Raw genomic sequence first — 24274 nt, 5'->3', positions numbered from 1 at the left:
AAGCGCAAAAACGCCTGATGCCGCCTACTGCGCGGCGCGATTGATGGCCTGCGATGCTCACCGTGCATGCGCACAGCTGCGCGTCTCGGCAAGCACTCAGCTGCGCTCGCTACGCTGGCATCAGGCGAGATTAATCGGGACTAATCGTGTACCAGCGGCGGCAAATCAACGCCGCAGTTCTTGCAGAAATTGGCATCGTCATCGAGCCCTTCTTTCAGGCACGTGGGGCAGGTGCGCGTGGTGACCAGCTTGGAACTGCGCTGTACCGTCATTTCGGCACTGATAATGCCGGTAGGCACTGCCAGGATGCCCCAGCCGAGCAGCATCATCAGGGAGGCGATAGCGCGTCCAGGATCGGTGCGCGGCGTGATATCACCAAAACCCACCGTGGTCATGGTGCTGATGGCCCAGTAAATCGACGTGGGAATGCTGCTGTAGCCGTGATCCGGCCCTTCCACGACATACATCACAGTACCCAACAGAAAGACCACCATCATGACAAAAGACAAGAAAATGAGGATCTTGCGCCGGCTCGCCACCAAGGCCCGCCCCAGCACCGTGTATTCATGCACATAGGACGTGAGCTTGAGGATACGGAACATGCGCAGCAGGCGCAAAATACGCACATCGATCAGCACATGCGCGCCCGGCAGCAGCAAGCCGATGTAAGTCGGCACGATAGCGAGTAAATCAATCACGCCGAAAAAACTCTTGGCGTAGCGTACCGGATGCTTCAGGCACGACAGGCGGGCACAGTATTCGATGGTAAATAAAATGGTGAAAAACCATTCCAGCGCCGTCAGCCAGGCGCCATAGCGCTCTGCCATGGCGGCAATGCTGCTCAGCACGACTACCGTCACGCTGAGCAGGATGGCGGCGATCAGCAGCAGGTCGAAGGCACGCCCCGTGCGCGTTTCCGCCTCGAAGATGACGGTGTACACCTGCTCGCGCCAGCCCCGCTCGGGCTTGCCAAATTTTTGCTGCGTTTCCTGCGCCGCCAGCTGCTGCGGCGTCAAGGGTGCCGCGCCACGCTTCGTCGCGGCTTTCATGTCGATAGTGTACTCATAGACTATTATTGTATAGATAATTGAACGAGCATGGCGACACGCAAGTTTGCCGGACAAGTTTCACGACGACAACACTACAACAACTTCTGCGCCAGCAGCACCGCATTACGCCGGTCGCGCTCGGCTTGCACGATGTCTGCCGTGCGCGCCTCCGACAGTCCTACCGTGTGCAGCACAGTGGCCGTCAGCTGCAGCGCCGATTCCAGCGCCTCGGGCACGACCAGGGTGGCGCCCGCCTGTATCAGGGCCACCGCATGCGCCTCGTCGCGGGCGCGCGCAAATACGGGCAGCAACGGATACTCGCGGCGTATCGATTTCACGGCATGCAGCACGGAGGCCGCATGGTCCATCGTCAGCACCACGGCGGCAGCGCGGTCGGCGTTGACTTTTTGCAACAGTTCCGCGCGCGAGGCATCGCCGAAATACACGGGAAAGCCGCGCGGATGCAGGGTCGTCACCAGGCGCGCATCATTTTCAATCGCCACATAAGCGATATCGTGCTCCGTCAGCACCTTTGCCAGCAACTGCCCCACGCGACCGAAACCGGCAATGATGACGGTGCTGCCCTGCGGCGGCAGCGCCCCGCGCGACAGGTCTGCCAGTTGATGCTGGTGGCGCTTTTCCCACCAGTTGCCGAAAGCGCGCGCCGCCTTCGCCAGCGCCGGCGTGGCAAACAGGCTCAGGCCCACCACCAGCATGACGAACTGCGCCACCTGCGGGTCGACCAACTTCTTGCCCAGCGCATAGGCGACGACGATAAAGGCAAATTCGCCGCCCTGCCCCAGCAGCACGCCCGTTTCCACGGCGCGCCCCCAGTGAAAGCGGCCAATGCGGAAAATCACGCTGATGACCAGGGTTTTCACCGCAAACAGGCTCAGCACGGCCAAGGGAATCAAAATCGGTGACTTGATGATTTCGCGCACGTCGATCTGCATGCCCACCGACATGAAGAACAAGCCCATCAACAAGCCCTTGAAGGGCTCGATCGTCACTTCCACTTCGTGGCGAAATTCCGTCTCCGCCAGCAGCAAGCCGGCCAGCAAGGCGCCCAGCGCCATCGACAGGCCCGCCAGGTACGTCAATCCCGCGATGCCCAGGGTGCTGAGCAAGGTCAGGGCCATGAAGACGTCGGGCTGGCGTTTCTTGACGAAAAACTGGAATAGCGGACGGATCACGCGGCGCCCCAGCAGATAGATCAGCAAGATGGCGCCCGCCGATTTCAAGACTGCAAAGCTGAGCAGATACGCCAAGTCGTCGCTGCGCCCGCTGGCGAACACGTCGATCAGGATGAAGAGCGGCACCACCATCAAATCCTGGAACATCAACAGGGAAAAACCGGCCTGCCCGGCCGGCGTCTGCAAGGTGCGCTGGTCGGTCAGTAGTTGCATCACCACCGCCGTGGATGACAAGGACAGCACCAGGCCCAGCACGATGGACGCTTCCAGCGACAGGCCGAAGTAATACGCGACGCCGCCGATCAGGCAGGCGCTGACGAGCACTTGTCCCACGCCAGCACCAAACACCCAGCGCCGCAGCGCCCACAGGCGTTCCGTCGACAGTTCCAGGCCGATCATGAACATCAGGAACATGACGCCCAGCTCGGCCAGGCCGCTGACCTGCTCGGCTCGCACGAAGGAAAAATGCGTCAGCCAGCTAAATTCAGCGGCCCACAGGCCAAAGCCGAAAGGGCCGAACAAGGCACCGACGGCCAGGAAGCCGAGCACCTGGCTGACTTTCAGGCGTTGCAATAGCGGAATAAAAATCCCGGCCAGGGCGAGAAACAGCAGGGTTTCTCGCAAGTAAGGTAAGGCGTGCTGCTCTTCCAAGATAATCCTAACTTAATGACATCAATGCTCAATGCCTAGTGTCGCATGGACGGCCACGGCAAAGTAAGTGCACAGACGATATTTTTCCGTAAGGCAATATCTATTCTATTCACCCCCATGAGCGGGCTGCGCCAGCATGTCGGCACGCGGGCGCTCCCAGCCCGGCACGTAGGCAGGACAAGCTCGGCCATGGAACTGTTGCAGTTCGACGGTCGTAAAATTGGGCAACATGCCGGGATTGAAACGCACATCCGTCAGCTTGTCCGCCTTCAATCTGGGCATACGGGCAAAGCGCAACCAGGCGTCCGCATAGCAATTGTCCGATTGCAAGGCGCGCAAGGTGGACAGGCTACCTTGCGCCTGGACGGCAACGGCGATGCCGGGTGCCAGTTGCTGGCCCTGCTTGCTGGTTTCGGCCAGGCCGGCCGGGCAGGCGGCAGGCGCCAGCAAGGTGGGCAGCAGGCTCAAGGTGCCGCGCCGCAAGGTATACACATCGGTCTTGCTGTCGAGCGAAACATAGATCCAGCACAGCGGGCTGCTGGGAAACGCCGTCATCGCCACATCCCACACGCGCGTGCCGGGGTCCAGGCGCTGCACGGCCGCCTCGATGCGGCCGCGCCCGATGGCCGAGGCCACGCCCTGCGTGCCGATGAAGGTGGCCGCCAGCGCGAAAGCCAGCAGCAGCGCTCCGCGTCCCCGTTCGCCGGCTCGCCCTTGCAGCACGGCCAGGAGCACGCCCAGTGCCAGCAAGAAAGCCAGCGAGGCGGGCGCCAGATAGGTTTTATAGGTGAAGAAACACAGGGCCGCCGCCAACCCTGCCAGCAGCACGCTTTTGACAATGCCGTAGCGCAAGGACATGATCACGGGCACGCCCAGCAACACCCAGAACATGGGTTCGACGATGAAGACCATGTCGCCGTACAGCCAGCGGCTGTTAAAGGGATAAAACGGGTGCAAGCCATAGGAATTGAGGAAATCCATACCCATGTGCAGACAGAATCCCAGCAGCAGACAGGCCGCCAGGCCCAGCCGGGCGGGGGCGCTGTCCTTGAGCAAGCGGCGCGCACCGGGCCACAGCAGCCACAGCAAGGCCAGCAACAGCAGCGCCTGCGGCAAGGCCAGCAGCAAGGTATGCGTGTGGCCGCGGTGATGCAACATATAACCGAACGGGCGCGGCAGCAGCGTGGTCAGTAGCAGGTCCAGGTCGGGCGCGTTGCTGGCAAACCAGGCCGAAAAGAGAAACAGCGCGCGCCGGGTGCGCTGGGCAGGGGCTTGCGGCTCGGGCGGCAGGCTGCGGTGTAGCAGTTCACCGACACCGAGGCCGATGACTGAGTGCGTAATATTATCCATCGGGCAATTTTACAGGATGCAGCCGGCCCAACAGCAAAGGCTGGGGGCGCACCCTCAGGGCACGCCCCCGGATTCTGCCATTGGGTTTGTTCACATCAAGCGTCTACAGCGCCTGTAAATCTTCCCCACGCATGCCTACCAGCAAGGCGCGGCCATCGGGCAGCACGCGGAACTCGCCATAGCGGGCCTTTTCCCAGCGCGCCGCCTCGCCTTCCTTGAAGAACCAGGCATCGCTGACCAGCACCCAGCTCCCACCCTTGGGCGTCAGTTCGAGCAGGAATTCGCCGGGCGCCAGCGCCTCTTTTGCGTACGGGCGCAGCAGTTCTGCCACGCCGCGCGCATCGCGCATAGCTACCACGCGGGGCCGCTCAGCTGCCCTGTCCACGCTGACCAGGGTGCTGAGGATGCCGAGGCCCTGGAAATTGAGGCGCATGTAGTCGCCCTGCATCAGCGAACGGGGATCGACGGGCGCCAGTTCCACGAACACAGGCGCGCCCTTGGCAATCAGCTGCTCTTTTTGCCAGATGCCGATATTGGCCACCAACAGCACCAGCAGCAAGCCTACCGGCAGGCCCAGGCGCACGGTGCGGGTTTCGGTCAGCGCGGCCGCTGGCGGGTTTTGCACCAGATGCAATACCGTGCCGCGCGTAGCCAGCCACGACAGCGCGCACAGCAGCGCGCCCGCCATGGCCAGCAGCGTCGCCTTGCTGGCCAGCGGCCAGGCCAGCTGGTAATAAAAGCTGCCGAGTATCCACGCCGCCGCCAGCGCGGCCGCCACGGCAACGCGCGAGCGCCCGCTCGTCAGGCAATACGCGAGGATCAGCAGCACGGGGCCCAGCGCCGGCATGCACCACGCCAGCACGATCAGCACCAACGCCACGCCGATGGCGGGCAACTGGCGCAACGCCGGCCAACGCCATCCCATCCAGGCAGCGGCCGCCATGGCCAGCACGAGCGAGACGCCATTCAACGCTTGCGCATACCAGGCAGCGGCTTGACGCCAGCTCGCTTCGCGCACCACGTCGCCAGTAAGGCCCATGCCCAAGGCACCGCCGAGCATGAAAGTCAGGCCAGACCAGAAGACCAGGCCCAGCAAGATGGCCAATACCCACCCCGTCGACAGCGATTCCAGGAAGGTGGCGACGGGCGCGCCACGGCCATCGTTGAAAGCCTGCTTCTGCAGCCAGTGGGTACCCAGCCAGCATGCCAGGGCCAGCATCCAGGCGATATACAGCTCGGTGGCATCATTGTGCAAAATCGAGTCGCTCACGCCTAAGGCCAGCAAGCCGCAAGCGAACAGTCCCAGCAGTACGCGTAGCCAGTCGCGCGGCAGGGCAGCAGCCACCACCAGGCATGCCAGACACATCAGCAGCGGGGCAATCTGCGTCGCATAGTCGCGGAACAGCGCGTAGCCCAGCAAGCCGCCGCCCACCAGCAGGCAGGGCACGGCCAGCTGCTCGACAAACAAGGCCACGCCGCGCATGCGGATCAGCAGCACGGCCGCCACCAGCACGCTGCCCGCCACGACATACGCGCCGGGACCGTGGCGCAACACGCTTTCCAGGCCCGCCCACAACGCAATCATCAGGGGAATGGCAGCCAGCCAGGCGCCGAAAGCCGTCATCAGCACCAGCGGCCACGGCCGCACGTCCTGCACCGGCCGGACAGCGCCGGGCGGCAGCAAGCCGGCGCGCGTGGCATCGTCGATCAGGGTCGCAAGCGCATCGGCGCGGTTTGCCTGCTTCATGCTGCCCCCTGGCGCGTGCGCCACAGGATGCCTTGCACGGTCAGCGCCAGCAGCACGGCCGCGAACAAGCCCAGCATCACCAGCCTGCCGGTGCCATCGCCACTGCCAATGAACAGCGCGCGCGCCAGGCCGCCCACCAGCAAGGTATTGACGCCCAGCGCGACGGCGCTCAGGCAGAAACCATCAAACAACTGGCGCGTGGCCAGCACGATTGCGGCGATGGCCAGCAAGCCCAGTCCAGCCCAGTAAGGCGATGCAACCTCGCTGCCAAACAGGGCGCTGACGGCCGTGCCGCTAATGAGAATGGTGGCCAGCACCAGGCCCAGGCGCAAGGCCCAATGGCCAGCCCCCGTCCAGCGTGCCAGCAGCGGCGAGACAAACGCACAGGCGGCCAGCATGGCCAGCCAGCCGCTGATGAAGATGGACAGATCGCTGGCATCGATGCGCCAGCTGTGGTGCGCGTGCGCCTGCATCCACAGGGCGGTGGCCGTGGCCAGCACCAGCATCCACGGCGTCCACAGCACGTCGCTGCGCGCCACCAGGCACAGGGGCAGCGCCAGCGCGGCCCACAGGGCGAACAGCTGCCATGGATCGGCGCCGGTCTGATAGGTTTGGCCGAAATACGCGAACAGGCCGCCGATGGCCAGCAAGGCCAGCAGCAGCAAGGGCACGCGCGCCTTGGGCGAAGCGAAGGCGCCCACGCAAGCGGCAACAAACATGCCTTGCAGCAGGGCAAAACGGCCCGTGCGGCCCAAGGTGTCCCAGTTGGCGGCGACCCAGCAGATCAAGCCCATGCCCAGCAGCGCGGCGCCCAGCACAGCCACACCGCGCGGCAGCCAGTAAGCCAGGCGTGCGGGGGCGCGCTGGAAACCGGCCGCTTCCTGCAACTGCCGGCTTTGTTGGGCATCGAGCGCATATTTCGAGGCGAGTTGATACACGGCGAGGCGTAAATCCATCGTCTGCTTTCTGCTGGTTTTTATTGACTATGCAATACGTCAACGCTCAACGCTCAACACTCACGCCGCGCCAAAAGGCGACGTGGCCGGCAATTTGCTTGGCGGCATCCTTGGGCTGGGCGTAATACCAGGCCGCGTTGGCATTCGTCTGGCCATCGACGACAAGGTCGTAATAGCTGGCCGTGCCCTTCCATGGGCAGCTGCTGCTGTGGCTACTGGGACGCAGGTAATCCTGCTTCACCTTGGACAAAGGAAAATACACATTGTTTTCAACGATTTGCACCTGATCGTCGGTAGCGTGCGCGATGACGGCACCGTTCCAGCTGGCTGTTGGCATTTGACTATCCTCCCTTTACAACGAGTGTAGCGCAAAAAGTCTGTCATGGCGCGCGCCGTTGGCGCCCCATTCAGGTACCGGCGATGATCTGGCGCAAGGCTTGCTCAAACACTTCGGGCGGCTGGCCGCCGGAAATCAGGTGGCGCTCATTGATGATGACGGCGGGTACCGAGTTGATGCCGTTCTGCTGGTAGAACTGCTGCTGTGCGCGCACCTCGTCTGCATACGCATCGGACGCCAGCACCTCGGCTGCCTTCACGCTGTCCAAGCCCGCCTGGCCGGCCACGGCCAGCAACAGTTCGTGTGACGAAGGGTTCTGGCCTTGCGTGAAATAGGCATCGAAGAGGGCCATCTTGAGTGCTTTCTGGCGCCCCTCGATCTGGGCCCAGTGTAGCAAACGGTGCGCATCGAAGGTGTTGTAGATGCGGCCGCGCTGGTCCATGGCAAAGGTAAAGCCCAGCTGCTCGCCGCGCACGCGGATCGCTTCGCGCGATTGCGCCATCTGTTCCGCAGTGGAGCCGTATTTGCGGGCGATGTGTTCGCTGATATCCTCGCCTTCCGGCGGCATATTGGCGTTCAGTTCGAAGGGCTGGAAGTGGATCTCGGCCTGGACGGTACCGTGCAATGTGTCCAGCGCCTGTTCCAGCGCTTTCAAGCCAATCACGCACCAGGGGCAGGAAACGTCGGAAACGAAGTCGATACGGATGGCAGTGGGTGTGGCGGGAATGGAACTCATGGTCGACAGCCTTTGCGCGATTCGGTGGCGGCCGCACCGCGCGGCGGCGCAAGGTTGCGGGTCAGACCCGACGGGCCTGACCCCGGTATTTTACTTCTTCTTCGCAGGCACCTTGGCGGCGTCCTTCTTGCCGCCAATTTTGCTTTCCTTACCAGAGAGCAAGTTCGCGATGTTCTGGCTGTGGCGGTAAGCCAGCAATACGCTCATGACGACAACTGCCAGCAAGATGGGATCGATGCCGAACAGCAAGCCATAATAAAACGGCGCGAACAGCGCTGCCACCAGAGCTGCCAGCGAAGAGTAACGAAAGGCGTAGGCAATGATCAGCCAGGTCGCCAGGGTCGCCAGGCCCAGCCATGGATTAATACCCAGCAACACACCGAGGGCCGTGGCCACGCCCTTGCCGCCGACGAAGCGGAAGAACACGGGCCACAAATGGCCGAGGAAGACAGCGATGGCGACCAGCGCCACGGCCATGTCACCCACGCCCAGCGCGCTGGCAAAATGGTCGGCCAGGAACACGGCCAGCCAGCCCTTGGCGCCGTCGCCCAGCAGGGTCATGATGGCGGCGCCCTTGTTGCCACTGCGCAGCACGTTGGTAGCACCCGGATTTTTCGAGCCATAGGTGCGCGGATCGGCAATGCCGTAAACCTTGCTCATCACCACGGCAAACGATATCGAGCCGAGCAAGTAAGCGGCCACTGTCATTGCCACAGTCGTCATTAGTGGATTCATTTCTTCCCTTTATTGTATTTTTAACATCAGCATCAAGGCTGGCGCAGCAGAATATACACCAGCGCTCAGTCCAGGGACAGGGCAGTGTATGGTTTTCTTAATCCTGCAACGCGCACTGCACCGGCTTGGCTTTGAGCAAATCGAGCAGCACCTGTGGCGCCAGCGAAATGAGAAAACCGCGCCGCCCGCCATTGATATAGATACGTTCGAGCGCCAGAATCGATTGCTCCACGTACACGGGCATGGCCTTCCTGGTGCCGAAGGGCGACGTGCCCCCTATCATGTAGCCGGAATGGCGCTGCGCCACCTCGGGCTTGCACGGCTCGACGGACTTGCAGCCGATGCCACGCGCCAGGTTTTTGGTCGATACCTTGCAATCGCCATGCATGAGCACGATCATCGGCCGCGCCGCCTCATCCTGCATCACCAGGGTCTTGATGACAGCATGTTCCGCCACCCCCAGCTCGCGTGCCGAGACGCTGGTGCCGCCGTGCTCCTCGTAGGGATACGGGTGTTCTTCAAAGGAAACCTGATGCTTGCGCAGCAGCTGCGTCGCCTGAGTTTCGGAAATATGCTCTTTTTTAGCCATGCGTGATACGCTGATCGTTCAGTGAGGAGTACTAATTATGCAGGAAGAAATCCGCTTTGCCACATTCAATGTCTGCAACCTGGCCCCGGCCGGGGAGAAATTATATGACAACCTGGAACCGTTAAGCCCGGCGCAATACGAGGCCAAGGCGGAGTGGACAGCGCGGCAAATCGATCTGCTCGACGCCGACGTGATCGGTTTCCAGGAAATTTTCTCAATAGCGGCCCTGCGCGACGTGCTGTCGCGCACGCGCCACTACCGCGACGCCACCCTGGCCGGCTACGATACGTTCGATGCGGCAGGACGCATGCTACCCACGGTGGCGCTGGTGTCGCGGCTGCCGCTGGCCGGCGCTGGTGTCGCCTGGGAAAACTTCCCCCCCGGTGTGACCGTGTCTGCCGACAGCCATGCCGCCGCTGACAACAATGACCGTTTTGCCCGCGCACCGTTGCACGTGCAGGTGCACTTGCCCGGAGGGCAACTCACCGACGTCGTCGTGGTGCATTTGAAATCGCGCCGGCCCGATTACCGCCAGGGCGATGCCAGCGCGGCCGCCTACGCGCTGGCCGAGCTGCGTTCGCTGCAGCGGCGCGGCGCGGAAGCGGTGGCCCTGCGCGTGCTGGCAAGCGAACTGGGTCGCAGCGGCCGTCCGCGCATCGTACTGGGCGACTTCAATGACATCGCCAATGCCGTCACCACCTCCATCGTCATGGGAACGGGAGCGCCGTGCGACGCCCATGGTGAGATGCCGGAAATGCGCGCGCGCCTGTACGATGCCAACGCCATCCAGTTGCGCCAGGATGCCGTGCGCCACGTGGGTTACACGAATATCCACAACAGCACCTATATGACGATCGACCACATACTCGTGTCCGAACATTTCCACGCCGCCTCACCGCGCGCCATCGGCGTGGTGCAGGAAGTGAGCTGCCTCAATGACCATTTGCTGCTGGACCTGCCGCACGCATCGGACCATGGCCAGGTGCTGGCGCGCATTAAGCTGCTGGGAAACATTAATTAATCAATCAATGCAATGACTGATGTCACCACGTCGCCCAGCGCAAGCAGCGTGATGCGCGCGGCATCCATGCCGGCAGTGGTCTTTAGTCGCCGTTTTTTGCATTCCAGCCCCGATTTTGTGCAATCTGTCGCACGGCGATGGCGGCCAGACTTGAATCTTCCTAAAGTGGCAACATGCGCATCGCCGTGAACGGCCGCAGCGGCAGGCGTGCTGCCTGCGGCCGCCACGGTGATGCGCTACCCGAATTCCCCCGGCTCGCGACAGGCCGGGTCCGCACCGAGACCTGGCGCCAAGCCCCGCGCCGCTCCTGACTAAACAAACTATGAAAAACGAGACCCTGCCCCCCGCCTCTCTCCTTGCCACCACACGCCGCAGGCGCTGGCGCACCGCGCTACTGATCCTGCTCGTACTGGCTCTGGCCGGCGGCGGCTGGACGGTCATGCAATTGAAGCAGCAAGCGGCCAAGGATGCCCAATTGCAAGCGAGTAAAAAGAAGGAACAGCTCAAGACGCCCGTGCATGAACTGGCGCAGGGCGACGTCGCCGCCATCAATGCGCGCGCGCTGAGCATCAGCCTGCCGCTGGCCGGTTCGCTGACGCCCGTGACCCAGGCCACCATCAAGGCCAAGGTCTCCGGCGTGATCGAGGAAACAACCTTGCAGGAAGGCCAGCAAGTGGCCAAGGGGCAAATCCTCGTGCGCCTGGATGCGGCCGACCTGCGCGCCCGCCTGACGCAACAGCAAGCCATGCTGGACGAAGCGCAGGCGCGCCTGTCCATGGCGGCCAAGAATGAAGCGAATAGCCAGGCACTGCTGAAGCAAAAATACATTTCGCAGACGGCCTACGACACCACGCAAAACTCGGTCGACCTGGCGCGCGCCAGCGTCAAGTCCGCCGCCGCCATGCTCGATATCGCCCGCATCGCGCTGGCCGACGCGGTAATACGCGCACCGATGGCCGGCATCGTCAGCAAGCGCCATCTGCAGGCAGGCGAAAAAGTATCGCCAGACATGCCCGTCTATACCATCGTCAACCTGGCACAGCTGACCCTGGAAGCGCCCGTGCCCAGCGCCGAAATTCCCCGCATCAAACTGGGCCAGGACGTGCACTTCAAGGTCGACGGCTTCGGCGCGCGCGACTTTGCCGGCAAGGTCACGCGCATCAATCCGACCACCGAGAGCGGCTCGCGCGCCATGCTGGTCTACATCGCCGTCGACAATGGCGATAGTGCGTTGCGCGGTGGCATGTTCGCCAAGGGCAGCATCGTTACCGAACGATCAATCGTGGCGCCGCTGGTACCGCTGACGGCCGTGCGCGATGAAAAACAGGGCCCCGTGGTGTATGCGCTGGTCAACAACAAGGTGGTGGCACAGCCCGTCACTCTGGGCTTGCGCAACGACGAAGAAGGCTATGCGGAAGTGAGGTCCGGCCTGGTGGCGGGTGCCAAAGTCATCGTCGCCAGGCTCGATGGCGTCAAACCGGGACACAGCGTGACCTTCGCCGCACAGCCAGGCACGCCCGCCGCGCCGGCGGCCGTACTGGCACGCAAGGATTAAGCCATGTGGATGACCAAAGTCAGTATTCAAAATCCCGTCTTCGCCACCATGGTCATGGTGGCGCTGGTAGTGCTGGGCATCTTTTCCTACCGGGGCCTGGGCGTGGAAAGCATGCCCAGCGTGCAATTTCCATTCGCCGCCATTGAAGTCAATTACCCTGGTGCTTCGCCCGAGGCGGTAGAAAACGATATCACGCGCCCCATCGAAGATGCCGTCAATACCGTCAGCGGTATCAAGACCATTCGCGCCAACTCGTGGGAAGGACGCGCCGGCGTGTACCTGGAATTCGAGCTGTCGACGAATATGGACAAGGCCATGCAGGACTTGCGCGACAAGGTCGCCATGGTGCGTCCGCGCTTCCCGAAAGAAGCCAAGGACCCGTTCATCGCGCGCGCCGAGGGCGACAATGAGCGCCCCATCGCCACCATCGTGCTGACCTCAAGCGGGCATGACCTGCGTTCGCTGTCGACCTTGACGGAGCAGATCATCAGCAAACGCTTCCAGGGCGTGGCCGGCGTGGGGCAAGTCAAGCTGCGCGGCCTGCGCGCGCGTCAGATCCTCATCAGCATGAAGCCGACCGAACTCAATGCCCAGGGCATCGGCGTCGATGAAGTCATACGCGCCATCCAGGCCACGAATACCAACCTGCCGGCCGGTTCCATCAGCCATGGCGCGAGCGAACAACTGGTGCGCGTCGAAGGCAAGATCAAGGATGCGCGCGAATTCGGCAAAATCATCGTGGCACGCCGCGCCATCGGCCCCATCTACCTGGACCAGGTGGCCAGCGTCGTCGACGGCGAGCAAGAAGAGCTGTCGATCTCGCGCATGAACGGCCAGCAGGCCGTGACCATCGAAATCACCAAGGTACAAGATGCCAATGTGGTCGAAGTGGGCACCGGCATCCTGAAAGTGGCGGCGGATCTGCAAAAGACGCTGCCATCGGACATCAAGCTGCGCGTACTGGACGACGAATCGGAGCGCGTGCAAAGTCAGCTCAATAACGTCAAGCGCACCATCATCGAGGGCGCCGTGCTGACCATGGTGATCGTCTTCCTGTTCCTGCACTCATGGCGCTCGACCATCATCACCGGCTTGACCCTGCCGATCTCCGTGCTGGCCAGCTTCATCGCCATGAAGGCCTTCGGCTTCACGCTGAATTTTCTGACCCTGATGGCGCTGTCCTTGTGCATCGGCCTCTTGATCGATGACGCCATCGTGGTGCGCGAAAACATCGTGCGCCACCTGGGCATGGGGAAAAATCACTACAAGGCGGCCAACGACGGCACCAATGAAATCGGCCTGGCCGTGATGGCCACCACGTTCGCCATCGTCGCCGTGTTTGTACCGGTGGCCTTCATGGACGGCATCATCGGCCGCTTCTTCCTGCAGTTCGGCATCACCGTCACCGTCGCCGTGCTGGTGTCGCTGTTCGTCAGCTTCACGCTCGATCCGATGCTGTCGTCGGTCTGGCGCGACCCTGTCAAGGACCGCTTTAAATACGCACCGTGGCTGGGCCGCTTCATGGCCTGGTTAGAGACAGGCATCGACCGCCTGCACGTCTGCTACGGCAAGGTATTGAAAGTGGCGCTGCGCTGGCGCAAGACGACCCTGGCCACGGCCATGGCACTGTTCGTGGGCAGCCTGATGCTCGTCCCCATGATAGGCGGCGAGATGTTCCCGGAAACGGATCAGGGCTGGATCAACCTGCGCTTCAAGACGCCCGTCGGCTCCAGCCTCGAATACACGGACAGCAAGGTGCGCCAGGTAGAAGCGGCGCTGCGGGAGTTTCCCGAGATCGACAGCGTGGCGGCCAACATCGGCACGCCGGATGGACGCAACGCGGCCGAGGTTAACCTGAAGCTGACAGATATCAAGACGCACAAGCGGCGCTCGCAGCAGGAACTGGAAAAGCTGATCCGCGAACGCCTGGCGCCGATTGCCGGCATCACCCTGTCGGTGGGCAACCGCCCCATCTTCATCGCCATCCTGGGCACGGACGAAGGCAAGCTCGATGCTGTGGCGCACAACCTGATGGACAAGATGCGCAGCATCAAGGGCCTGGCCGACATGGAATACAGCCAGGAAGGCGCCAACCCGTCAACCACCGTGAAGATCAACAACGAACTGGCCAGCGACCTGGGATTGTCGGTGCAGCAGATAGGCAATGCCCTGCGTCCATTCGTGGCCGGTGATACGGTCAGCCACTGGCTGGCCAGCGACGGGCAAAACTATGACGTCAACGTACAACTGCCCAAGTCGGGCCGGCAAAAAGTGGCCGACCTGGCCGACCTGTCGCTGGCGTCGAGCAAGCTCGACGCAAACGGCAAGCCGGTCATGATTCCACTGCGCCAGGTGGTGCAGTTCGTGCCGTCGTCCAGTCCACAGGTGTTGAAACGCCAGGCCTTGCAACGCCGCGTCGCCATCTATGCTGGCGTGCAGGGTCGTCCTGCCGGCGACGTCGACGCCGACGTGCAGAAAGCCATCAAGTCCATCGACCTGCCGGCAGGCGTGCGCTTCGATGTGGCCGGCAATGCGCAGCAGATGGCCGAGACCATGGGCGGCGCGATGATGGCGCTGGGCATCGCCGTGATCTTCATCTACCTGGTACTGGCGTCGCAATTTGGCAGCTTTTTGCAGCCGATCGCCATCATGGTGTCGCTGCCGCTGTCCTTGATCGGCGTGCTGGCAGCCCTCCTCATTACGGGCAGCACTCTGAACATTTTCTCCGTCATCGGCTTCATCATGCTGATGGGCCTGGTGACCAAGAATGCGATCCTGCTGGTCGACTTCAGCAACCAGCGCCAGCGCGAAGGACTGGGGCAATTCGAGGCGCTGATGGAAGCGGGACAAGTGCGCTTGCGCCCCATCCTGATGACCACCCTGGCGATGGTCTTCGGCATGCTGCCGATGGCCATCGGCATGGGCGACGGCGGCGAATCGCAGGCGCCGATGGGCCGCGCCGTCATCGGTGGCGTCATCACCTCGACCCTCTTGACGCTGGTGGTGGTGCCCGTCGCCTACACCTACCTCGATAGCCTGGGCAAGCGCGCCGCACGCTTTTTCGGTGGCAGCGGCGGCGAGCATGCTGAATCCGCCGACGACGGCAAAGCGCACGCTCACTGATGTACCAGTCGCCTTCAGCGTCCCCGCATTGGCGGGGACGGCGCGGCGGCTGCCTGAAGAGAGCTTCAGTTGACGCAAACGGCCCCACTGGCTAGACTGTTCCCCGTTATCAATGATATGGAGTAACTCGTGGGTGCTTGTTCCAGTGACAGTAGTCGATTGACCATCGACGATCGGCCTTAGGCAAGACGCGCGCATTACGCCCGCCTTGCCCGTGGCAAGGTGCGGTTTTACCAGCGGCGATACCCATTCGCCGCCACTTCCCTCCTCATCGTTCCAGCGTTACCGCCTGCTGCCCCCTTTCGGGGCGAATTGTCTTCGCCCTCGCACTCGCCTGTTGCTCCCCAGCCGGGAGAAACTCATGGTGGTATTTGACTTTGCGCTGCGCGTTGCCGCAGCTTTGACCCTGGGCGCCATGATAGGCGCCGAACGCCAGCTGCGCCAGCGCATGGCGGGCCTGCGCACGAATGCGCTGGTCGCCGTCGGCGCCTCGCTGTTCGTGATGGTCTCCGTGCTCGAAGGCGACCCCGATGGCCACCTGCGCATCGCCGCGCAGGTGGTGTCGGGCATCGGCTTTCTTGGCGCCGGCGTCATCATGCGCGAAGGGATGACGGTACGCGGCCTGAACACGGCCGCCACCCTGTGGTGCTCGGCCGCCATCGGTGTGCTGTGCGGCCTTGGCTTTGCGCTGGAAGCGGCCATCGGCACGGGCTTCGTACTGGTCGCCAACCTGGTACTGCGCCACCTGGCGCAACGCATCAACGCCCACGGCAGCGAAGCGGGCATCGAGACGGAAAGCATTTACCGCGTCACGGCCGTATGCGAAGCGGAGCAGGAAGTGCAGGTGCGCAAGCTGATGCTGCGCTTGATCAGCGGCATGCCGGCGCTGATGCTGCAATCCTTGCACAGCGAAGACGCGGCACAGGCGGGACGCATTGAAGTGCGCGCCGACCTGCTCACACCTTTGTCCAGCCTGGGATTGCTGGAGCAAATCGTCAGCCAGGTCAGCCTGGAAGGCAGCGTCTCGGCCGTGCGCTGGGCGCTGGTCAACAACGCGGAATTTGTCGCCGAGCGGGGAGTGTGATGATGAAAAAATTCTTCCATTGGTTTACCAGGCGCGCTCCCATCGTGGCCACCTACCGCCTGAGCATCACCTGCCCTGCGGCGCAGGCCGACCACGTGGTGCGCCTGCTGCTGGCCGAACTCAAGGGCGCTGGCCTGGCGCCGTCGCAAATGCTGCGCAGCTGGGACGCAGCCAGGCAAGTGGTGCAGCTGATCGCCACGGTGCTATGCCAGGCCGTACAGCGCGCCGTGCTGGTGCGCTTCGTCAACCGCGCGGGTGCCTGGCCACAAGTGCGGCAAGTGCGCTGGGAAGGCGTGGCACCCTCAATCTGACGCTGGCAGGCGTATGCTGAACAGCGCGCCGCCAGCGGGGAGATTCTGCGCCTCGATACTGCCGCCATACGCGTGCACGATGGCTTGCGACAGGGCCAGGCCCAGGCCGAAGCCGGGTGCCTCGCCCGCGCGCGCCTTGGCGCCGCGGTAAAAACGCTCGAACAGATGCGGCAAGTCTTCCACGCCAATGCCCGCTCCTGCGTCCGCCACGCCCACCAGCGCATGCTCGCCCTCGCGCCGCGCATGGACGCTGATGACGCTGTCGGGCGGCGAAAACTTCACAGCGTTATCGAGCAGGTTGGCCAGCACCAGGTCCACCGGACCGGCCGCCACCCGCGCGTGCACGGCCACGCCTTCATCGAAGACGATACGGATGCCGCGCTGCGCTGCCGGCCTTTCCAGGCGCTGCACGGCCGCGCGCACGAGCGGATTGAGTGCGATGGTTTCCACGGCATTGCGCTCCTGGCCCGCATCGAGGCGCGTGAGCATCAGCAATTCTTGCACCAGGGTCGTCAAGCGCTGCACTTCATCGAGACAAGAGGCCAAGGCATCGACATATTCAGCGGCCTCGCGCGGGCGGCGCAAGGTGATTTCGATTTCCGTGCGCAGGCGCGACAGCGGTGAGCGCAGTTCGTGCGAGGCGTCAGCCGTGAAGCGGCGCTGCGCATCATAGCCGTGCTGCAGGCGTTCCAGCATGGCATTGAGGGTATCGACCAGACGGCCGATCTCGTCTTGCGTACCGGGATGCGGCAGGCGCTGGTGCAAGCTCGCTTCGCCGATCGAATGCGCCTGCCGCACCACGTCGTCGATGGCGCCCAGCACACGGCGCGTGAGCATTTCGCCTGCCAGCCCCACGGCCGCCAGCAAGGCCAGCGCCATGGCGCCAAACAGCACGGTGGCCGCAGCCAGCACATGGTTGGCGTCGTCCAGCGAACCGGCCACCTGCACCGCCAGGCGCGAGCCGGATGTGGCTACGGGGATGGAAACCATGCGCAGCGGCTCCTCGCCAAACTTGGGTAGCGTTTCAAAGACAGTCTCGCCGGCCGCCAGGCGCGCCAGCAAGGCCGGTGGCGCCGGTAACTGCGCCGCTTCCAGGTTGCGGCTGCGCGCCAGCACGCGGCCTTCATTATCGATGATCTGTACCAGGCGATCGAGCCGCGTCAAAGAAGGCGGCGCCTGACCCGACGCCACCTCGTGCACCTGCACGGGCTGGCGCGGCGCAGCGGGCAGCATGGCCATTTCCGTCTCGGCCAGTGCCAGCAGGGCCGCGTCGAGCTGGCCATGCACGGCGCGCGACAGGCCCCAGTAGCCGGCCAGCGCGGTACAGGCGACGATGGCAAGGATGGCGGCCAGGTGCACCCGCAGCAGGCGCTTGCGAAAGCTAGCCACCGTTATTTTCCGCCAGCCGGAAACCGCGTCCGCGCACCGTATGTATCAATGGCGGCAAGCCAGGCGCATCCACCTTGCCCCGCAAGTTGCGTACGTGAACATCGATCAAGTTGTCGATACCAATCAGGTCCGCCTGCCATATTTGTTCGGCCAGGCGAGCGCGACTGACTACTTCGCCCGCCTGGCGCAGCAAGATCAATAGAATCGCATATTCCTTGGGCGTAAGCACCAGCGGCACGCCAGCGCGCGTCGCCTGATGGCTGACAGGATCGAGCGTCAAGTCGGCCAGCGCCAGCACCAGCGGGCGGCTGATATCGGAGCGGCGCAGCAAGGCGCGGATACGCGCCAGCAGTTCCTCGAATTCGAACGGTTTGGTAAGGTAATCGTCGGCGCCCGTGTTCAGGCCCGCCACCCGGTCGGCCGTGGCGTCGCGCGCGGTGAGCATCAGCACGGGCGTCTGAATGGCGCGCGCGCGCAAGTCACGGCAAAAATCGATGCCCTGCTTGCCCGGCAACATCCAGTCCAGCACGATCACATCGTAATCGACGGCGTAGCTTTCGTCCTCGCCTTGCTCGGCGCTGTGCACTACGTCGACCACGAAGCCTTCTTCCTGCAAGCCGCGCGCCAGCAGGCGCGCCGCCTTGCGGTCGTCTTCCACCAAGAGGATTCTCATGCCTGCTTTTCCTGTTGCGCTGCGTTTTACATGCTCGCATTTTACCGCGCCGCACCATCTGCGCACGGAACCTGAAGAATGATTCAGGCATTCTTGGGCGCTTCTTCAGGACGGCATTGCTATGCTTTCGCGGCGCTGTAGTGCGCCCGTTCTCATGACGCTACCCGCCCCCCTGACCGCCCGCCTGGGCATGGCAGCGACGCATGCCCCATCATCATCAACAAGAAGGAAACAAGGGATGAACACGACCACCCCCAACACCATCGGCGCCTGCTACGCGCTCGCCGTGGCCGTCAGTTGCTCACTGCTCTGCGGCTGCGAAAAACCGACGCTAGCGCTCACGCCGCCGGCCCAAGCGACGCATCTGGACGACGGCAGCATCGCCGTCGACAACATGTCTCCCCTGCGCCAGCGCTTGCAGATCGCCGCCGTGCTGGAACAGGATATCGCCACCCAGACGGAGGCGCCGGGCAGCATCGAAGCGATGCCGGAAAAAATGGTAAAAATCACCGCGCCCCTGGCCGGGCGCATCACCAGCTTGCAGCGTTTGCTGGGCGACAGCGTCAAGGCGGGCGACCCGCTGTTCACTCTGGACTCCGCTGAACTGAGCGCCGCCTACGCAGACGACAGCAAGGCGCGCTCCGCCCTGCTGCAGGCGCGCCAGGAATTGGCGCGCCAGAAAATCCTGTTCGAGGCGCAGATCGCCGCGCGCAAGGAATACGAAGCGGCGCAGGCGATTTACGACCAGGCCGGCAGCGACGCCCAGGCCAGCGCCGACAAGCTGGCCCAATACGGTGCCAGCGCGCGCGGTTCGCACCGCAACTACGTCCTGCACTCGCCCATCGCCGGCACCGTGATCGCCATGGATGGTGCCCAGGGCGGCTACTGGAACGATATCAATGCACCCATCATGACGGTGGCCGATCTGTCCACCGTGTGGCTGTCGGCCAACGTGGCCGAAAGGGACTTGGCGCAAGTGGCAGTGGGACAACAAGCGCGCATCAGCGTCGATGCCTGGCCCGGCAAGAACTTCGAGGGCAAGGTCGCTTATGTCGGCGCGGTGCTCGATCCCGAGACGCGCACGGTGAAAGTGCGCGTGGCCATCGACAACCGCGGCGGCACCTTCAAGCCCGGCATGTTCGCCCGCGCAAATTTTGCCGGCGCCAGCCGCCGCGCCATTCTGGTGCCCGCGTCCGCCGTGCTGCAAAGTGGTTTGTTGACGCGTGTGATGGTCGAACGCGACCCGTTGCACTTCGCGCCGCGCACGGTGGAAGTGGGTGCCAGCCATGGCGGGCAGGTGGAAATCCTCGCTGGCCTGAAGGCGGGCGAGCGCATCGTCGTCAAAGAAGGAGTGCTGCTCAATGATTGAACGTTTCATCGCTACCTGCTGCCAACGGCGCGGCATCGTCTGGCTGATACTGCTGTTCGTCGCCGCCTATGGCGTCTACTGCTGGAAGCAGCTGCCCATCGAAGCCTATCCCGACATCGCCGACGTCACCTCGCAAATCGTCACGCAGGTGCCGGGCCTGGGCGCCGAGGAAATCGAGCAGCAAATCACTATTGCGCTGGAGCGCGCCCTGCTGGGCACGCCGGGCATGCATGTGCTGCGCACGCGCAGCCTGTTCGCGCTGTCGCTGGTCACGGTGGTATTTGACGATGGCAGCGATGGCTACTTCACGCGCCAGCGGCTGCAGGAGCGCCTCGCCAGCATCACCTTGCCATACGCGGCCAAGCCGGGGCTAGACCCCTATACCTCGCCCACGGGCGAAATCTACCGCTACACGCTGGAATCGAAAACACGCTCCTTGCGCGAACTGTCCGAACTGCAGTTCTGGAGCGTGATGCCGCGCCTGCAGCAAGTGCGCGGCGTGGCCGACGTCAGCAATTTCGGCGGCCTGACGACACAGTTCATGCTGGAACTCGACCCAGAAAAACTGGACAGCTACGGCTTGTCGCTGGCGCAGGTCAAGGACGCCATCAACGCCAACAACATCAGCGGCGGTGGCAGCACCATCGACCGCGGCCAGCAATCGTACGTGGTGCGCGGCGTGGGCTTGCTCCATTCGCTGGGCGACATGGGCAACGTCGTCGTCAGCAGCAAGAACGGCGTACCCGTGCTGGTAAAGGACCTGGGCAAACTCGCCTACGGCAACGTGGAGCGGCGCGGCATCCTGGGCAAGGATGACAACCCCGACACCATCGAAGGCATCACCTTGCTGCTGAAGGACTTCAATGCGTCCGAAGCGCTGGCCGGCATCCATGCGGCCGTCGATGACTTGAACACCAATGTGCTGCCCAAGGATGTGAAAGTGGTGCCCTACCTGGACCGCAGTTCGCTGATCGACGCCACCGTGCACACGGTCGGCCTTACCCTGGGCGAAGGCATGCTGCTGGTCGCCCTGGTGCTGCTGCTGTTCCTGGGCAGCCCGCGCGCCGCGGCCATCGTCGCGCTGACGATCCCGCTGGCACTGCTGATCGCCTTCATCTTCATGCACCATTTTAAAATTCCCGCCAATTTGCTGTCGCTGGGGGCGATTGACTTCGGCATCCTCGTCGATGGCTCGGTGGTGGTGCTGGAAAACATGCTGCGCCGCCGTGAACGGGAACAGGAGCGGGCCCTCACGCTGCAGGATGCCATCGAGGCGACCCTGCAAGTAGCGCGCCCCATCATGTTCGGCATGGCCGTCATCATCGCTGCCTATTTGCCCCTGTTCGCCTTCCAGCGCATTGAGTACAAACTGTTTTCGCCCATGGCATTTACGGTGGGCGCAGCGCTGGTGGGCGCGCTGGTCGTGGCGCTGCTGCTGATTCCGGGCCTGGCCTGGCTGGCTTTGCGCAAGCCGCAGCGCACCTTCCACAACCGCGTGCTGGAACAGCTGGCGGCCGCCTATGGCCGCTTCCTCGAACGCATGGTGGGTCGCAAGCGCTGGGTGGTGGCGGTGTGCGCCGCCTCGCTGGCAGGATTGGTGTTCCTGGGTGGCAGTATCGGACGCGACTTCCTGCCCTATCTCGATGAAGGCTCCTTGTGGCTGCAGGTGCAGATGCCTCCCGGCATCACCCTGGGCAAGGCCTCCGCGATGGCGAGTGAACTGCGCCGCGCCGCGCTGGAATTCCCGGAGGTGTCGAGCATCGTCACGCAGACGGGGCGCAACGACGACGGCACCGATTACTGGACGCCATCGCACATCGAGGCGAGCGTGGGCCTGCATCCGTACAAGAGCTGGAAGTCGGGCCTGAGCAAGCAGCAGCTGATCGCAAAAATGCAGCAGCGCTTCGCCCGCATGCCCGGCTATACGGTGGCTTTCATGCAGCCGATGATCGATGGCGTGCAAGATAAATTATCGGGCGCGCACAGTGACCTGACGGTGAAAATCTTCGGCAACGACCTCGACGAAGTGCGCGCCATCGCTGGCAAGGTGGCGCGCATATTGCAAGGCGTCCCCGGCGCCTCCGACGTGGCGGTGGACGTGGAGCCGCCACTGCCGAACCTGAAAGTGGAGCTGGACCGGGCCAAGGCAGCCCGCTACGGCATCAACGCGGCCGAGGTGGCCGACCTGATTTCCACCGGCATCGGCGGCGCGCCCATCGGCCAAGTCTACGTGGGCGAGAAAAGCTACGACATCGCCGTGCGCTTCCCGCCCGCCGCGCGCGCCGACCCGGATGCCATCGCCAAACTGATGCTCACCGCTGCCAACGGCGCCAGGATTGCACTGGCACAGGTGGCAAGCATTAGCACCACCTCGGGCGAAAGCGTGATCGTACGCGAAATGGGACGGCGCCACATCATCGTGCGCCTGAATGCCCGCGGGCGCGACCTGGCCGGCTTCCTGGCCGAAGCACGGCCCCTGGTGGCGCAAGCCGTGGCAGACGAGCACCAGCGCATCAGCGTCGAATGGGGCGGCCAGTTCGAAAACCTGCAACGCGCGCAGAGCCGATTGGCCCTGATACTGCCGATGACCCTGGGTGCCATGTTCCTGCTGCTGTTTGGCCAATTCGGCAACCTGCGCCAGGCCGCACTGGTCTTGCTGGCCGTGCCACTGGCGATGCTCGGTGGCTTGGCCGCGCTGCACCTGCGCGGCATGAGCTTGAATGTTTCGAGCGCAGTGGGCTTCATCGCCCTGTTCGGCGTGGCGGTATTGAATGCCGTCCTGATGCTGGCGCAAATCAATCGCTTGCGCGCCGACGAGGGCCGCAGCCTGCGCGACGCCGTGCTTGAAGGCGCGCGTGAGCGCATGCGTCCCGTGCTGATGACGGCCACCGTGGCTGCCCTGGGCCTGACGCCGGCCATGCTGGCGACGGGCCTGGGCAGCGACGTGCAGCGCCCGCTCGCTACCGTGGTAGTGGGCGGGCTGGTGACGGCAACGGCGCTAACCCTGCTGCTGTTGCCAGCCCTGTATTACCTGATCGAGGCGTGCATACAAAAACGCCTGAACGACAAAGGAGTGAAGCATGACACGTTTTAATCTACTGCTGACGGCCTGGCTGATCGCGCCCAGCGCCATTGCCAGCCCCTTGAACTTCGACACCTATCTGGCTGCCGTGGAAAAAAATAGCCTGGAGCTGCAGGCGCAGCAGACCAGCATCGTCTCGGCCAAGGCCGGCATCGGTATCGCCGGCTTGCGTCCCGATCCCGAATTCACGCTCGGCGCCACGCGCGAGACGGTGCGCAGCGTCGAACACCGTCCCGTCACGTGGAACCCGGCCATCAGCATGGCTATCGAGACGGGCGGCAAGCGCGCTGCGCGCATCAAGGCCGCGCACAGCAATGTCGCGCTGGCCGAGGCAACGGTGGCCGGCTTCAAGTACGAGCTGTATGCGACGGCCGCCGCTGCGTTTACGCAAGCGTGCCGCACGCGCGAAGTCGCCGCGCGCAAGCAGCAGACCATGGCAGCGCTGTCGACAGTGGTGCAAGCGAACGCCGTGCGGCGCAAGGCCGGCGATGTGGGCGGCATCGAGCTGCTGCAGTCGCGCGTGGAACGCGACCAGTTTCAGGCCGACCTGGCGCAGGCACTCGGCGAGCTGGACAGCGCCATGCTGGCCCTGTCGCCGCCGCTGGGACGCCAGTTCGAGACGCTGTTTCCAGACGCCCAGCTGGCATGCGACTTCGCCGCGTATGAGAACAAGGATGCCAGCGTACTGGTGCCGCAGGCACTCGACGCGCGCAGCGACGTGCGCATTGCCCGCGCCACCCTGGACAAGCTGCGCGACGGCGCGGCGCTGGTGCGCGCCAACCGCTACGTCGATCCTACCGTCACGCTGGGCCTGGCAGCCGCGCGCGGCTACCATGACGGCGTCGATGGCAGCGGCAATCGCGTCGATGGCGCGGCACGTTCGCGCGCCCTCTCCCTCTCTTTGGCCATCCCCATCCCCCTGTCGCGACGCGACGAGGGTGACATAGTGCAAGCCGAAGCGGACGTGACGCAGGCGATGCTGGCCTTGCGCCAGGCGCAATTGCAAGCGGAAACGCAGGTGCGCACGGCGCAGCGTCAGCTGCGTGCGGCGCAGGACAGGCTGGCGCGCTACCGCGATGGCGTGCTGGTCGATGCGCAAACGGTGGTCGATGGCATGCGCCTGTCTTACGTCAAAGGCAATGCCTCGCTGCTGGAGTGGCTGGCGGCGCAGCGTTCGGCCGATGAAGCTTACCAGGGCTATGTGCAGGCGCGCGCCGATGCCGCCATCGCCAGTACACAGCTGCAACTGGCGATCGGCCAGCGGCCGCGCTTGTAGCGGGGGAAGGTAGAAGGTAGAACGAAGAGATGCCGGCGCGGCGTGGCC

General features: G+C 63.7%; 20 protein-coding genes. 8 read left to right on the top strand and 12 right to left on the bottom strand.

All coding sequences use genetic code 11. From position 1 onward, the window contains the following. Nucleotides 1-140: 140 nt before the first annotated feature. The 9 genes from ACQ4V8_RS19800 to ybaK form a co-directional block, all read right to left on the bottom strand. Nucleotides 141-1049, bottom strand: coding sequence for an ion transporter (locus tag ACQ4V8_RS19800; RefSeq protein WP_010401187.1), 909 nt, complete (start codon nucleotides 1047-1049; stop codon nucleotides 141-143). A gap of 92 nt (nucleotides 1050-1141) precedes the next feature. Next, nucleotides 1142-2893: a cation:proton antiporter domain-containing protein gene (locus ACQ4V8_RS19795; protein WP_010401188.1), complete on the bottom strand. Its 1752-nt coding sequence runs from the start codon at nucleotides 2891-2893 to the stop codon at nucleotides 1142-1144. A 105-nt stretch (nucleotides 2894-2998) separates the two neighbouring features. Then, entirely contained in the window at nucleotides 2999-4243 is a 1245-nt protein-coding gene (locus tag ACQ4V8_RS19790; protein WP_010401190.1) for a metal-dependent hydrolase, read from the bottom strand. Nucleotides 4244-4346: 103 nt separating this feature from the next. Then, a complete protein-coding gene (locus tag ACQ4V8_RS19785) occupies nucleotides 4347-5990 on the bottom strand; it encodes a GDYXXLXY domain-containing protein (protein ID WP_070346254.1) in 1644 nt (547 codons plus the stop codon). Next, nucleotides 5987-6946, bottom strand: a complete 960-nt coding sequence (locus ACQ4V8_RS19780; RefSeq protein ID WP_436572048.1) for a DUF2157 domain-containing protein — start codon at nucleotides 6944-6946, stop codon at nucleotides 5987-5989. Before ACQ4V8_RS19780 ends, ACQ4V8_RS19785 begins: the two co-directional genes overlap by 4 nt. Nucleotides 6947-6992: 46 nt before the next feature. Beyond that, nucleotides 6993-7283, bottom strand: coding sequence for a DUF427 domain-containing protein (locus ACQ4V8_RS19775; RefSeq protein ID WP_010401194.1), 291 nt, complete (start codon nucleotides 7281-7283; stop codon nucleotides 6993-6995). A gap of 70 nt (nucleotides 7284-7353) precedes the next feature. After that, nucleotides 7354-8019 carry a DsbA family oxidoreductase gene (locus ACQ4V8_RS19770; protein ID WP_196855045.1) on the bottom strand — a complete coding sequence of 222 codons (666 nt, stop codon included), beginning with the start codon at nucleotides 8017-8019 and terminating at the stop codon, nucleotides 7354-7356. Nucleotides 8020-8109: 90 nt separating this feature from the next. Further along, complete coding sequence (gene plsY, locus ACQ4V8_RS19765) at nucleotides 8110-8742, bottom strand: glycerol-3-phosphate 1-O-acyltransferase PlsY (RefSeq protein WP_436572047.1); 633 nt, start codon at nucleotides 8740-8742, stop codon at nucleotides 8110-8112. Between the two features lie 109 nt (nucleotides 8743-8851). Continuing rightward, complete coding sequence (gene ybaK, locus ACQ4V8_RS19760) at nucleotides 8852-9343, bottom strand: Cys-tRNA(Pro) deacylase (protein ID WP_010401197.1); 492 nt, start codon at nucleotides 9341-9343, stop codon at nucleotides 8852-8854. Nucleotides 9344-9380: 37 nt separating this feature from the next. Here ybaK and ACQ4V8_RS19755 point away from each other — a divergent pair, with 37 nt between their 5' ends. Continuing rightward, nucleotides 9381-10364, top strand: a complete 984-nt coding sequence (locus ACQ4V8_RS19755) for an endonuclease/exonuclease/phosphatase family protein (protein WP_436572046.1) — start codon at nucleotides 9381-9383, stop codon at nucleotides 10362-10364. Here ACQ4V8_RS19755 and ACQ4V8_RS19750 read toward each other — a convergent pair. Beyond that, on the bottom strand, nucleotides 10361-10591 hold the full coding sequence (locus tag ACQ4V8_RS19750) for a hypothetical protein (RefSeq protein WP_128089148.1): 231 nt from the start codon (nucleotides 10589-10591) through the stop codon (nucleotides 10361-10363). The genes ACQ4V8_RS19755 and ACQ4V8_RS19750 overlap by 4 nt on opposite strands. 95 nt (nucleotides 10592-10686) lie before the next feature. On the opposite strand from ACQ4V8_RS19750, the gene ACQ4V8_RS19745 reads away from it, so the two are divergent. The 4 genes from ACQ4V8_RS19745 to ACQ4V8_RS19730 all read left to right on the top strand — a co-directional run bounded on the left by ACQ4V8_RS19745 (nucleotide 10687) and on the right by ACQ4V8_RS19730 (nucleotide 16437). Beyond that, complete coding sequence (locus tag ACQ4V8_RS19745) at nucleotides 10687-11919, top strand: efflux RND transporter periplasmic adaptor subunit (protein WP_436572045.1); 1233 nt, start codon at nucleotides 10687-10689, stop codon at nucleotides 11917-11919. A 3-nt stretch (nucleotides 11920-11922) separates the two neighbouring features. Further along, a complete protein-coding gene (locus ACQ4V8_RS19740) occupies nucleotides 11923-15042 on the top strand; it encodes an efflux RND transporter permease subunit (RefSeq protein WP_010401203.1) in 3120 nt (1039 codons plus the stop codon). 364 nt (nucleotides 15043-15406) lie between these two features. Beyond that, a complete protein-coding gene (locus ACQ4V8_RS19735) occupies nucleotides 15407-16126 on the top strand; it encodes an MgtC/SapB family protein (RefSeq protein WP_196855085.1) in 720 nt (239 codons plus the stop codon). After that, a complete protein-coding gene (locus tag ACQ4V8_RS19730; RefSeq protein ID WP_010401206.1) occupies nucleotides 16126-16437 on the top strand; it encodes a hypothetical protein in 312 nt (103 codons plus the stop codon). The genes ACQ4V8_RS19735 and ACQ4V8_RS19730 overlap by 1 nt, the downstream gene beginning before the upstream one ends. Here ACQ4V8_RS19730 and ACQ4V8_RS19725 read toward each other — a convergent pair. Both ACQ4V8_RS19725 and ACQ4V8_RS19720 read right to left on the bottom strand, forming a co-directional pair. Continuing rightward, on the bottom strand, nucleotides 16429-17826 hold the full coding sequence (locus tag ACQ4V8_RS19725) for a sensor histidine kinase (protein ID WP_010401207.1): 1398 nt from the start codon (nucleotides 17824-17826) through the stop codon (nucleotides 16429-16431). The genes ACQ4V8_RS19730 and ACQ4V8_RS19725 overlap by 9 nt on opposite strands. After that, nucleotides 17819-18499, bottom strand: coding sequence for a response regulator transcription factor (locus ACQ4V8_RS19720; RefSeq protein ID WP_029496652.1), 681 nt, complete (start codon nucleotides 18497-18499; stop codon nucleotides 17819-17821). The genes ACQ4V8_RS19725 and ACQ4V8_RS19720 overlap by 8 nt, the downstream gene beginning before the upstream one ends. Before the next feature lie 238 nt (nucleotides 18500-18737). Here ACQ4V8_RS19720 and ACQ4V8_RS19715 point away from each other — a divergent pair, with 238 nt between their 5' ends. From ACQ4V8_RS19715 to ACQ4V8_RS19705, 3 genes are read left to right on the top strand one after another with little or no spacing between them, the layout of a single operon-like run. Next, entirely contained in the window at nucleotides 18738-19868 is a 1131-nt protein-coding gene (locus ACQ4V8_RS19715) for an efflux RND transporter periplasmic adaptor subunit (RefSeq protein ID WP_436572044.1), read from the top strand. Next, nucleotides 19861-22962: an efflux RND transporter permease subunit gene (locus ACQ4V8_RS19710; protein WP_436572043.1), complete on the top strand. Its 3102-nt coding sequence runs from the start codon at nucleotides 19861-19863 to the stop codon at nucleotides 22960-22962. Before ACQ4V8_RS19715 ends, ACQ4V8_RS19710 begins: the two co-directional genes overlap by 8 nt. Continuing rightward, a complete protein-coding gene (locus ACQ4V8_RS19705) occupies nucleotides 22949-24226 on the top strand; it encodes a TolC family protein (protein ID WP_436572042.1) in 1278 nt (425 codons plus the stop codon). The genes ACQ4V8_RS19710 and ACQ4V8_RS19705 overlap by 14 nt, the downstream gene beginning before the upstream one ends. The last annotated feature ends 48 nt before the right edge of the window (nucleotides 24227-24274 follow it).

The organism is Janthinobacterium paucivorans, from assembly GCF_051380805.1.
GTDB classification, from domain to species: domain Bacteria; phylum Pseudomonadota; class Gammaproteobacteria; order Burkholderiales; family Burkholderiaceae_D; genus Janthinobacterium; species Janthinobacterium lividum_D.
Note: the sequence above shows the minus strand (reverse complement) of the source record. Positions and strands in the feature narration are given on the sequence as shown.

What these genes read in the sequence shown, in the direction of transcription:
- ACQ4V8_RS19790 (WP_010401190.1), bottom strand. Translation starts at nt 4,243, where the DNA reads ATGGATAATATTACGCACTCAGTCATCGGCCTCGGTGTCGGTGAACTG.
- ybaK (WP_010401197.1), bottom strand. Translation starts at nt 9,343, where the DNA reads ATGGCTAAAAAAGAGCATATTTCCGAAACTCAGGCGACGCAGCTGCTG.
- ACQ4V8_RS19755 (WP_436572046.1), top strand. Translation starts at nt 9,381, where the DNA reads ATGCAGGAAGAAATCCGCTTTGCCACATTCAATGTCTGCAACCTGGCC.
- ACQ4V8_RS19745 (WP_436572045.1), top strand. Translation starts at nt 10,687, where the DNA reads ATGAAAAACGAGACCCTGCCCCCCGCCTCTCTCCTTGCCACCACACGC.
- ACQ4V8_RS19780 (WP_436572048.1), bottom strand. Translation starts at nt 6,946, where the DNA reads ATGGATTTACGCCTCGCCGTGTATCAACTCGCCTCGAAATATGCGCTC.
- ACQ4V8_RS19800 (WP_010401187.1), bottom strand. Translation starts at nt 1,049, where the DNA reads ATGAAAGCCGCGACGAAGCGTGGCGCGGCACCCTTGACGCCGCAGCAG.
- ACQ4V8_RS19730 (WP_010401206.1), top strand. Translation starts at nt 16,126, where the DNA reads ATGATGAAAAAATTCTTCCATTGGTTTACCAGGCGCGCTCCCATCGTG.
- ACQ4V8_RS19715 (WP_436572044.1), top strand. Translation starts at nt 18,738, where the DNA reads ATGAACACGACCACCCCCAACACCATCGGCGCCTGCTACGCGCTCGCC.
- ACQ4V8_RS19785 (WP_070346254.1), bottom strand. Translation starts at nt 5,990, where the DNA reads ATGAAGCAGGCAAACCGCGCCGATGCGCTTGCGACCCTGATCGACGAT.
- ACQ4V8_RS19705 (WP_436572042.1), top strand. Translation starts at nt 22,949, where the DNA reads ATGACACGTTTTAATCTACTGCTGACGGCCTGGCTGATCGCGCCCAGC.
- ACQ4V8_RS19740 (WP_010401203.1), top strand. Translation starts at nt 11,923, where the DNA reads ATGTGGATGACCAAAGTCAGTATTCAAAATCCCGTCTTCGCCACCATG.
- ACQ4V8_RS19770 (WP_196855045.1), bottom strand. Translation starts at nt 8,019, where the DNA reads ATGAGTTCCATTCCCGCCACACCCACTGCCATCCGTATCGACTTCGTT.
- ACQ4V8_RS19775 (WP_010401194.1), bottom strand. Translation starts at nt 7,283, where the DNA reads ATGCCAACAGCCAGCTGGAACGGTGCCGTCATCGCGCACGCTACCGAC.
- ACQ4V8_RS19710 (WP_436572043.1), top strand. Translation starts at nt 19,861, where the DNA reads ATGATTGAACGTTTCATCGCTACCTGCTGCCAACGGCGCGGCATCGTC.
- plsY (WP_436572047.1), bottom strand. Translation starts at nt 8,742, where the DNA reads ATGACGACTGTGGCAATGACAGTGGCCGCTTACTTGCTCGGCTCGATA.
- ACQ4V8_RS19720 (WP_029496652.1), bottom strand. Translation starts at nt 18,499, where the DNA reads ATGAGAATCCTCTTGGTGGAAGACGACCGCAAGGCGGCGCGCCTGCTG.